This is a genomic window from Izhakiella capsodis, assembly GCF_900115045.1.
GTDB lineage: Bacteria > Pseudomonadota > Gammaproteobacteria > Enterobacterales > Enterobacteriaceae > Izhakiella > Izhakiella capsodis.
This window is the reverse complement of sequence record NZ_FOVC01000013.1, coordinates 43,953-55,773: the sequence shown is the minus strand read 5'-3', so window position 1 is coordinate 55,773 and position 11,821 is coordinate 43,953. Positions and strand designations below refer to the sequence as shown.

General features: G+C 42.5%; 7 protein-coding genes. All 7 read right to left on the bottom strand.

Features of this window, described 5'->3' with window-relative positions; genetic code table 11:
• Window positions 1–51: 51 nt before the first annotated feature.
• Window positions 52–213, bottom strand: a complete 162-nt coding sequence (locus tag BM191_RS17595) for an IS3 family transposase (protein ID WP_407927885.1) — start codon at window positions 211–213, stop codon at window positions 52–54.
• Between the two features lie 362 nt (window positions 214–575).
• A complete protein-coding gene (locus BM191_RS14875) occupies window positions 576–3,467 on the bottom strand; it encodes a hypothetical protein (protein ID WP_092879547.1) in 2,892 nt (963 codons plus the stop codon).
• Between the two features lie 519 nt (window positions 3,468–3,986).
• Window positions 3,987–4,247 carry an acyl carrier protein gene (locus tag BM191_RS14870; RefSeq protein ID WP_092879545.1) on the bottom strand — a complete coding sequence of 87 codons (261 nt, stop codon included), beginning with the start codon at window positions 4,245–4,247 and terminating at the stop codon, window positions 3,987–3,989.
• Window positions 4,248–4,585: 338 nt separating this feature from the next.
• Entirely contained in the window at window positions 4,586–7,444 is a 2,859-nt protein-coding gene (locus BM191_RS14865; protein ID WP_092879543.1) for an OTU domain-containing protein, read from the bottom strand.
• 226 nt (window positions 7,445–7,670) lie between these two features.
• Window positions 7,671–8,744, bottom strand: coding sequence for an IpaD/SipD/SspD family type III secretion system needle tip protein (locus tag BM191_RS14860; RefSeq protein ID WP_092879540.1), 1,074 nt, complete (start codon window positions 8,742–8,744; stop codon window positions 7,671–7,673).
• A gap of 65 nt (window positions 8,745–8,809) precedes the next feature.
• Window positions 8,810–9,811 carry an IpaC/SipC family type III secretion system effector gene (locus BM191_RS14855; protein ID WP_092879538.1) on the bottom strand — a complete coding sequence of 334 codons (1,002 nt, stop codon included), beginning with the start codon at window positions 9,809–9,811 and terminating at the stop codon, window positions 8,810–8,812.
• Window positions 9,812–9,861: 50 nt separating this feature from the next.
• Window positions 9,862–11,820 (bottom strand): type III secretion system translocon subunit SctE, encoded by a 1,959-nt coding sequence (sctE, locus tag BM191_RS14850; protein WP_092879536.1) that lies wholly within the window; start codon window positions 11,818–11,820, stop codon window positions 9,862–9,864.
• Window position 11,821: the final 1 nt, after the last annotated feature.

Below are 11,821 nucleotides of genomic sequence, written 5' to 3'. Positions count from 1 at the left end.
TATACAAAATCCACGCTTATGTCAGCTGCCCCCACAGGTTGGACAACGAGGCTAAGCGGCTAAATGGGGCGATGTTCGGTCTTTTACCGGATTCAGCCCTTTTAGTTTTAAACGCATCTGCTCGCCATTGTCGCAATGTAGGTACGCTGTAACTGCCTGTTTTAACTTTCTGACATTTTTATAGCGGATAAGGGAAAAGCATTCTGCTTTCAGCGTGCCGAAAAATTTTTTCGCGCCAACATTATCCAGACCGTTTCATCTGGATGACCTGCTTTTTAGAATGCCACGACTTTACAACTTCGTCTGATAACTACGCACCGGCTACTGCCCTTGCTAATCAGATATCTGTGATATGAAGATCAAGAGAGAGGGACAGCGACAACATTTTCGATGCCTGAACCCCCGGTAATTTAAAAAACTGTGTTTTTTAAAACATCGCGTAAACATACTTCTGGTTGAATATCTTTTCAAAGGGCTGAAGCAGCCCTTTCCTAAAAAATAAAGCATTTTTATTTATTCATGTAAGATGGTGATTTTCGATCAGTGCACATACTTCATATCTCACCACCTGATATTCAAGCCATTAACCCAAAAGCCGTTCTGATTTTACCTGGTTTCTCTTCTTGCAAGCTGGACAGGACATTTTTAAGAACGCTGTCGTGAATAATTTTACTGACTTCACTGATACTTTGATTTATTTCAGATGTGATATTTTCGACATAACTGGATTCATCTGCAGGCCCCTCACTGGGCGTTGAGTAAACATCAATACCGTATGGTGCGAGATCTGCTTTTATGGATTCCAGTAGTTTGTTAACCGCGCCCTGCACATTCGCTTTCAGCGCAGTAAAAGCATTGCTCAGTGTATGGGTATCCAGATGTCCGGTACAAACAGCGCTGGCGATAATATTCATTAGCTGGCCGCTGAAGCCCGTCAGCACGCCGACAAAATCACTGTCAAAGACGGAAAAGTTATCCTCCACCTGTTTCAGTATCGGTTGAAGCGCCTGCGGAAGCTCTTCCTGAAGAACTGCGGTAATTTTATTGCCCGCATAGGAGAGCAATTCCGCAATGTATTTTTGCTCAGATGCCAGCGCTTCGTGCCCGGTAGTTGCAACCACCGCGTTCATCAGTCTTTCAAGCGATCCCTGCAGATCTTCCTGCAGCTCAAAGAAGGCATTGCTCAGTGCATGGGTATCCAGATGTCCGGCACGCACAGAGTCGGCGATAATATTCACCAGATTGTCGCTGAAGCCCGTCAGCTCTCCGATAACGTCACTGTCAAAGGCGGAAAAGTTATTCTCCATCTGTCTCAGTAACGGCTGAAGCGCCTGTGGAAGTTCTTTCTGAAGGAGAGCGGTAATCTTATTGCCCGCGCAGGAGAGCAACTCCGCAAGGTATTTTTGCTCAGCTGCCTTAGCATCGTCTCCGGCAGTTGCAACCACCGCGTTCATCAGTCTGTCAAGCGAGCCCTGCACATCTTCCTGCAGTTCAATGAAGGCATTGCTCAGTGCATGGGTATCCAGATGTCCGGCACGCACAGAGTTGGCGATGATATTCATCAGATCGCCGCTGAAACCTGTCAGCACGCCGACGAAGTCACTGTCAAAGGCGGAAAAGTCATCCTCCACTTGTCTCAGTAACGGCTGAAGCGCCTGCGGAAGCTCTTCCTGAAGAAGAGCGGTAATCTTATTGCCCGCGCAGGAGAGCAACTCCGCAAGGTATTTTTGCTCAGCTGCCTTAGCATCGTCTCCGGCAGTTGCAACCACCGCGTTCATCAGTCTGTCAAGCGAGCCCTGCACATCTTCCTGCAGTTCAATGAAGGCATTGCCCAGTGCATGGGTATCCAGATGTCCGGCACGCACAGAGTTGGCGATAATATTTATGAGATTGCCGCTGAAGCCCGTCAGTACGCCGATAACGTCACTGTCAAAAGCGGAAAAGTTATTCTCCATTTGTCTCAGTAACGGCTGAAGCGCCTGCGGAAGTTCTTTCTGAAGGAGAGCGGTAATCTTATTGCCCGCGCAGGAGAGCAACTCCGCAAGGTATTTTTGCTCAGCTGCCTTAGCTACGTCTCCGGCAGTTGCAACCACTGCGTTCATCAGTCTGTCAAGTGAGCTCTGTACATCTTCCTCCATTGCAGTGAGGGCATTGCGCATCGCATGGGTATCCAGATGTCCGGCCTGCACAGAGTCGGCGATAATATTCATCAGATCGCCGCTGAAGCCCGTCATTACGCCGACAAAGTCAGTACTAAACTCGGCAAAGCATTCCTCGAAAGGTTGCAGCTGGATCCATAATTTCGTTGGCAAAACATCCTTAAGTAAATCGCTGATTTCTTTACCTAAGTTTGACAGTAATTCAGTCATGTATTTTTTATCAAGCTGAAGAACATCATCTTTAGCGGTAGTGAAAAGCTGATGCAGAAGATCACCGAGTTGCGAGCGTAGGCTATTTTTAACAGCTGCAAGAAGTTTTTCAATAGCGTCAGTTCCCATGCCCTGCTGGCTGGCAAAACTAAACACCATATTAATTACGTTGCCGCTAAATTGAGAAAAAGCCGCCTCAACATCTTGTTCAAAGGGTTGGAGTTGGTTACTAACACTAGCTGGTAATAATGTATTGATTTCTTTAAATACATCATCACTAATTGATCCTAAAATTTCACTGTCAGGCATGAAGTTTTGCTTTATGACTTCATAAACCTCCTCATAAACTTGATCGTCAATCAAATTACCCGATAATTGTAATGTAGCGATAGATATAGCAGCACAAATGATTTTAGCTAAATTTTCTGATACTACTTGTGCTGTTGGCTGACTAACGCCTAAATCAACCATAGCTTCGCTGATATATTTAGTCATATCATTAAGGAGAGGTTTTATCACATCACACTCTAACTTATCCTCTAATGAAACGCCCGTTATCATCTGTTGTATTTTATCAATTGCATCCGCTAATAGTAGGATAGAGCCTGGCGCACCCAATCCCAAACTTAACAAAGGAATAATATCTTTAAGAACTGGAGCCATTTCTTTTAAGTAATGTAACACCTTCGAGATTATGTTATCAGCTGGCGTTCCACTATTGGTATCACGAGACATTGATATATATTCAGCATTGCTTGCCTCTCTATTATTGATAATGTCAGAAACAGCTGAATTGGTTGCCACTTTATTAATCAGCAATAATATGTATAAATCACTATACTCAGTCGGGCAATCAGTTTTATTGGCTAAGCCTGAAGAGTTTGCCAGTTTAATTTTTAAGTTATTAATATCAACCTTCTCTGATTCAGGTTTGAAGATTAATGGGGCGCAACTATTGCTATGAAGATTAATCTCAGGGAGATCATCCAATCCAATGCTTTTAGCCAATCTATTAGTACATTCATTTTTACTGGAGTTTTTATTATCGTTAATTTTATTATCAATGTAATTTCTTGTTACAGCCCTTATATCTGCCATGTATCACCTCAATATATTATTTAGTTTTTCATTATGTACTGCGCAGTTAAAATTAAAGCCTATGAATATAATTAACCAGTAGCACTCGCTTAAAATAAGGACTACGAGCTACAATCAAAATATATCAACCACTCACTCTGAATGAACGTGTAGATAAATCATTCCTATTGAAATTTACACATTAACATTTAACACGTCTATTTTCTTAATTCTTATGACCATACATTCAAAATTTATTTTAAAAAAATACCGTAAAAACTTTCAATGAAAGAGCTAAGCCACAACGATGATAAAGTCAGTGAATGATAAATAATACAAAAAAACGATTTGCTTTAAATATATCTGGTCAGCTCTCTTACGTATGATTCTGGAATTAAAAATTTCTCAGGCGGCCATCGTTCCTGGAGTAAATATCCGCCTGAGCTGCAACCTAAGCATTAGCTGACACGGTAATAACTTGGAAAATCATTATAAGAAGATGATATCTATAATGAATTTTCGATAATTACATATTTTCTGTTAATCCTTGTTGTTAATTTTATCATTCACATAAAGAATAACATCTCCGACAGTAAGGTTACTACTGATATCGGATTCAGAAATAGTTACTCCTATTTCCTCTAGCCGCATCAAAAAATCAATAATTTCTACAGAGTCCATTGCCAGATCCTTGATTAAGCTATCCTGTTGTCGAATGTCCTTTGGCAGCGCGCCGTTAACTTGATAAATCAAATTAACGACCAGCGACTCAGCATCATTATTCATCTCTAACTCACTCATAGCTTAAAACTCCCAAGACTACTTTCAGTTATATCTTTAACGACTTCGGATCTATACGTTTTGCTGTTGCTTAACTGGCTGCCACTCTCCCCAGCCCCATCCTTTATTCCTACTATTTACTAAAGCCTGCTCACGAACAAGACTATCATTTTGTGAACTTAGGAAATAACGTAGCTCTTCTTTATCTTTGATTGCAAAGTATTTAAGTTTATATCCTTAATAAAATTACCATTAATTTCCTTATTGATAGCCTGAACATGTTTTTCAACACCTTAAATTTCATTATTTGTATTGAGAGCTATATATATTGGTACAACTTTATCAAGTGAGTCTATGATCTATTTCGATGATCTAAATTTATTTATAATAGTAGGTTTCTTTGCTGTGGAATAATTATTTAGCTCAGAGATCAATGAACTTGAACGCCCTAATTTAGGGTTCGGCACTCTGCGTTCCCACATGGAACTGGTCCTGTATGGTTTTATTTCTTTCGCTCTTAACGAGATAACGTTGGACAGCGACAATTGGTCCGTTATGGCAGAACCCTCTCTGCCTGCTGACTGATTCAGGGGGGTGCTCCCGTGAATATCCACCGATTCACGCGACTCGAGTGGATCGTCGTTCACTCGCACGACATTTTCATGATAGGAACTATCGAGCATATCCAATTTCTCGCGCGCTATATCAGGATCCTGCCCTAAATCAGATTGTGCTGATTCTGGCAGAGCCTCTTTTCTCTCGCTTTCCGGTGCGCCTGCCCCGTGGCGGTTTTTTATCAACCGACTGCGACCATCGCGTATGGCCTTGGTGAAGGAGGAAACACCCTGCAATGATTCGATATTCTCAGAGTCACGCGGCTGAGCCGGATCGTCGTTCACTTGCACTGCAACATCATGAAATGAACGCCTGGGTATACCCCATTTCTTCCGGGCCATATCAGGATCCTTAATAAAATCATACACCGCCTCTTGCAAATCACTTACAAAATGATGTTTTTCTGGCCCTGACGGATCCTCTGTTCTCTCGCTCTCCGATACACCTGCCACTCGAAGGTTATTTTTTAATCGGCTGTTGTCATCAATCATGGCCGCGATGGTAGGGGAGTCTGCCTGGGATAATTCAGCATTCTCAGCCTTATGCCCCTGCGCAGGTTCGGCACCGATTTTCTCACTGGCACCCATAGTCGCGGAGAGCGCGCTATTCTCCCCGAAAACAGAGGTGATCATGCCAACGGCCCTGTCATCTGCGGTCTGATCATCGATAGGAATAAAATTATCAATCTCAGAGTGGTTACGTACATAGTTGCCTACTTCATGGCGTAAATCCTGTATATCCTTATCAGAAGGATCTTTGCCGTGGTATGCACGATAAATACTGCGGAAAAAACAGTTTCCGTCACGCGCGACCTGTAATTCTCTTCCGTCAATGACCGGAGAGTAATGATCATTTTGCAGGTTAAGTTCTACTACCCGTTTAGCCTGGCCGCTCTCAGCATTAATCACTATCTTATTTAATACGTTCCCCGCCGCATCAAGGTTATTTACGATCAGGTTGACCGGATATACATTAATAATTATATTCGCGGCATAGTCACCACAGTTTCCACTCCAATTTCCATTTGTTTCAATCCATTGTGCCAGTTTTTCTCTAGTGGAAATGCCATTTATTTCTTCAGCCTGCATCTCGGAAGACATGTTATATGCTTCAGGGCGTTGTTTAATTAGACCTGCTTCCGACAAATCGGCTTCAGAATTCCCCAGATCCATTCCCTGCCTCAACGCGAGTTCAGACTGCACTGTCGTGTCTCTGCTTTTGCTGCCCGGTACATTAGCCCCTACGTGGTTGTTTTCTAATCGACTATGGTCGTCAGTTATGTCTGCCGTTGAAGGGATGTTTATCGGAGATAATTCAGCGTGCGCTGACGCACGCGACTGCACAGAGTCAGCGCTGGCTTTCTCACCGATAGCGGTAGCATCGGAGAACGCATTGTCCTCTCCGGATTTGGGGGCGCTCAGGCCGGTGAATTCTCTCGCATATGTTGACTCACGCGGCTGCGCGCGGACATCGATAATATCGCGAGCGGTGTCTTTCACACCTTCAACCTTCTCAACATGTTCAAGAATTAAAGATGTAAAAATTATCAGTTCATTCGGAGTCATCTTTGTTGAGCCGACGGCTGCTACAGCGAATGTAAAGACGTTATCCGTACTCTTTTCGCGAGGAACATTATGATCTTTGTGCACACACTCATTTGTGGAGCTGGATGAGCCGCCATGTGCTGTATTGTTTATAACTATGTCTCTATCGCCATTGGGTATACTCTGAGTATTTCTCGTCGTGTCAGAATACAGATGCGGTTTATCCTGATCTCTACCAACATTGCCAGCAGGCGTTGGCGTGATGTTTTCATTATCCCCGCCATTGTCAGAAACCGGGGGCGTTATGTCGGGTTGATCTGCCTTATGGAAGCGGATTGTTTGAGCGGTAGCCTGGGTCGCGTCCATAAAAAACCTCATAGTCTGGGCTATACTTGTCCAGCAGGCAGAGGATTTAGGTTTAACTAATGTTTGCAGATTGGTTGAGGCAGCGCGCTCGGTGCATATCTGTTCATCTTTAAACGTCTCCTTACCATCAACATTAATATTCCGTTCACTGTGGTAATCTTTCCAGGCTTCAGTACATTCACCATAAAAATATTTGTACAGCTCGCCTAAACAATCTTCTCCAAATGTGGAAAGTAGCTCTGATACCCCTTCGGCAATGCTATTCTGCATTTTAAACTCTTCTTTTGGCTTTGTTTTCCCCCTATTCTTAACAAGCGCCCTGAAAGTTAAGAAAACTTTCTCTAAGATTTCACGCTCTTGTACATATCCACTTTCGTCACTGTTGAAAGCTTTAGTTAAAGCACACAGGATTTGATAAAAAGCTGCATCATCACGACTTAGATTTTCAACGTCTATGCTTTCATTTTTTATAGGTCGATCGAATAACAAAGCCTGCACAAGCACTTTTTTGGCACGAATAACATTTGTAGGATCCTTTTTAAACATCTCCCGGGCGCTGTTCGTAATGCTTTGTACATTACCTAAAGAAGATGATTCGCAAGCCTCTTTCTCAAATCTGCCATTAATCCCTTGTAAGGGTTCATTAGATACAAGTGAAGATTGACGAGTTAGTATGGGTGATGAAAGAGACATACTCTATCCTTAATATTTTATAAATTCAACATTGATTGAAAGATGAAACATAATATCCATTTTAAGGATATATAATTATCGATAACTCTTTTCGTTTCCTGATACTTGCTGATCGTTAAGCTCAGCATATCCTAAAAAAGAGTCTCTAGAATTTCTTTTCAACCAGACGCTGGAATAAAAATTTGAACGTTACATCAGTTACTGGCAAAGTGACGTTATAGTAAACTTATAAAGAATCGAAAAATTGTTTTGCAATGTCTCCCATTGCAGAGATCGATGAGCTGATCAATTTACTTTCGTTATCAAAGGTACTATTCGCTTCGCTATAACGTTGAGAAAAAGCCTCCATATTGCTTTGCAGAGCCGTTCCATTCGCGTTAAACGTTGCAAGCCACGCCTGATAGCTGGTCGTGGAAATATCGGCCTCACCTTTTTTGTCAACACCAGCGGGCAATGGATTATTTTTTACCATAGCCTCAAATTGAGTTAGATTAATCGTGACATTACCATTATCATCAACATTAAAGGCTGGTTTCAACGAATCAGCCATTTCCTGTGCATCATCTGCCTTCAGATCAATTTTGTAAACAGAATTTGTTAACCATTTATTTTCGAATGTCTTATAAGCTTCAGATAAATTATCTTTGAAATGCACGGTATTACCATCTTTACCACCAGTGACACATCCCCCCTCCGCTTGCTGAATATTCTGATTATAATCCTGATACATCTCGGTGTATTGCTCCATCAATTTAGCATATACATCAAGATAGTTTTTCTTCATACTATCTACCGCATTGACTTCTTTATCCCAAAAATCTTTATAGCTTGGATTGTTTTCACTATCTTCTTTTGAAGCTTTAGCTATCATGGCTTTGTATTGTAAATACTTACAATTAGTTTTACTTACGGTGTAATCTTTATGGGTACTGATTTTCTCTAAAGACGTTTTGGTAGTATCCACCAGCGCCCGCTGATTGATAAACGTTTCAGCAAGATCTGTCGATGCACTCGCCTTATTCGCTGCCGCCTTAATTGTTGAAAGTGCAGAACTGAATTTATTTTTTTTATGATCATCCGCGCTGGTATCATAGCCGTATTTACTAAAGATGATTCTGCGCCCCTCAATGATGCTCCCTTTTTGAGGGTGAAGAGTTTCACTCAAAATTTCTTTGAACATGCTCACTTTTTTTTCATTGGGGGAGTCAGCCTGTGGGTGATTGGTTGATACGATTGGCTTATCAGAATAAGCGTGCTGATTATAGCGACTCACAGAATAACTATTTTGATTAATTTCCATTATAAAATCCTCTTATATAGCAGCGGACAGAATATACCCATCCGCAGATAAATGTTCTTTAAACCTTAGGTGCGATCTGCCATACCGGAGATCGCGGCGGAATTGTTATTTAATGCACTATCAATAGCATTATTCATTGTCGCTCTGGCTTCAGCAGCTCTCTTCGCAATTTGAGTCTGCACATCGGCCAGTGCATTGTTAACTTCACGGTCAGCTCGCGCCAATTCAGCCTGTTTCTGCTCACCTGCCGCAGAGACATTGAATCCTGACTCCATTAAACCTTGACCGAGTTTACCTCCTTGCATGAGAGCGTCAGCTTTGATGCGAGCCTTGTTTGTTTCGATCTGTATTTTGTTATGGGCATGCTCCATGGATATGCTCTGATCAATATCATCTGCATGGCTCTGGCTCATAACTGACCGGGTAGTGGGTGACAATGTCATATTCTCGCCAGGACTACTATCAATCACGTGTTCGTTGTTTGCCACACCCGTTTTAAGCGTTCTTGCAGGACCAAGGTTTCGCTCTATCGAACCAGATTCTTCATTCAAGGCTTTAATCGATTTATAGGAGCCTAAGCCTGTTGCACCTATATTCACGACACCGCCACTGATCACACCCGTTAAATTATCCTGAGCAGAACTGATCATTTTGTTACCGGCGCGACCTGCGGCATCATAGGCACGAGTAGAGTCCTCTGCACTCTGTAACATCTGCGTGCGTTCAATATTTTGCGAAACAATCGTAAAAATATTCTCGGCATCTATCATTTCTTCTGATCCAATCATGTTGATATATGATGAATGCTCAGAGTTGTTAGGAACATGATTCGCAGATGGATTGTTACTTATTTTTATCGATGATGAATTAGCAGGATTTGATGATTTTCCGGGTTCCCACGTCGCCTTTTGCATAGCAAAGAGATATGTGCATGCCTCGGGTGTAGTAGTATCAGCCGCCAGAGCTTTAACCGGCGTGTCTTCACGCTGATTAACCTTCGCTGTATTATTGCTCACATCAGCTAGTGATACACCGCTGAATTTAATATTGTTATTAACAATCTGCATGATTATTTTTCCTCGTATTAATTGATATATAATAAACAGCTATCAGACTCTTACATGGCTATGTGCCCCATCTTCCGGGTAATATATTTATCAGTTCGCATTTGATTTTGTGCAGCGGAGGACATGTTTTTAGTAATTTGATTGACCGCTTGTATTTGGTGCGTAAACATGTCAATAGACCGGCTCATCATTTCATTGATCAACTGTTGTAGCTCAATATCTTTCATTAGCTTCGCTTTAATCATGGCTGCATCCACCATCATCTGACTTGCTATAATATTGACTCCTACATTCAGACTAGAATTTACCGCTTGAGAAACAGTCACTGCTGTTTCGGTACGATTAGCTACCTGCTCTACCGTCGTCTCATCGAAGTCCAATGTGCGCCCCATTCCTTGACGAAGGCACTTGACTAGCGTGCTATTTACAATTCGCTGCATGGTATTTTTGGCTGCGTTTTCAGTGGCCGTTTGTGCGACATTCTCAGCCGCCTCTGTTGCCACGACGTCAGCGGCCTCCTCAGCAGCTTCACAGCTTAGACTTGATGCTAAAGACTCAATCGCGGTAGAAGCAGCCGAACGTACGGTCAGACATGCTACAACTACGGCGGCGATAACCGCCACCGCTGCTGTAACCGTACCGACAACACGCCCTATCATTTCAGCAGAATCTTTGGGTACATGACAATCTTCCAGAAATGCGGTGATTTTTCCTGCTATTTTATCCGCCAAGGGTTTAACCACATTATTCATTACCGCTTGCATTCCATCGGACATAAACGAATGACCGGTAACAGCCTGATCAATTTCGTCCGCGGCCATCAGCGCTAACCCAACGGCAGCCAATGCCAGACTAGCGCCTCCAGTGAACACCGCCGCAGCAACGCTCACTACGGTAATAACCCAGCCGGCTACTTTGCCTATGCAGCCCATAGTCTTTTGCATCTCTTCGGCTTTTCGCTGCTTCTCGTCAAATTCTTTGGCCTTTTTCTCGGCATCTTTCGCAGAAGATTTAGCTAACTCCTGCTTCAATGCAGAGGATGCCTTGAGATCCTCACTGGCACTTTTATCAATGAGCTGCGACATTACTGCCATCAGATACTCTAAGGACGACGCTTGATTATTATTCTGCTTAAATTGAGTTTCAATTACGTTATGCTGCTGGATCGTGAGGCTGTTAATAAGTGAATTCGACTCAGATATAGTTGCATCCAGCGCTAGTTTTGAGCTATTAAGCGCATCGATCGCCGGGTTCAATGTTTTATCTATAAAAGTTTTGCTGTTATTTTTAGCAGTCTCTAAACCTGTCTGGGCTTGAACTACTGCGGCTTGTGCTTTATTTATTTGATTCTGCAAATCAGATGGAACAGGATTTTTACCTGCGGCTTTGGCTTTCAGGTTGTCGAGCGTTTGTTGCGCTTCTTTTAGTTTCGACTGATTGTCAGTCACATCTTTGGACAGTTGACCGGCTTCTTTCTTAGCTTGATTACATGCATCACTAGCGCTGGCCCACTTCTTGCCTTGTTGCTCAAGCTGATCCACCAATGATGAGTAGGCCTCTTTCGCTCCATTCATCATACTGGTATAGCCTTTCAGCCTCGTTATCAGGCTAGTGATCGATGAATCTGAGCTAAGTGCATTAACTTTTCCAAGTAATTCCGTTAGCATCGCACAACTTGTAAGTTGATCTTCCTCGCTGCTTGTCACTGCTTGTGTATTACTTTTTTGCGGTTCCTTAAGCTGAGGTGTATCCTGAACATCGATTTTTGTCGTTGTACCATTACCACTTAGGGCTTGCCGAGTATTCTCTAATACTTTTAGCAACTGTTCTGGTTCAAGGGTCTGAAGAGCATTTTTGACTTTGTTTAGCTGAGGATGAGTCCTGTAATTTCCATTATCAATACGCTTAGCCTGAGCAGCCTGTTTTTTTAATTCTGCATTACCAGCATCAACATGATTAGTTTTCGCGATCTCCAGGGTATTTACGAAGCTATTTATCCGTACATTCATG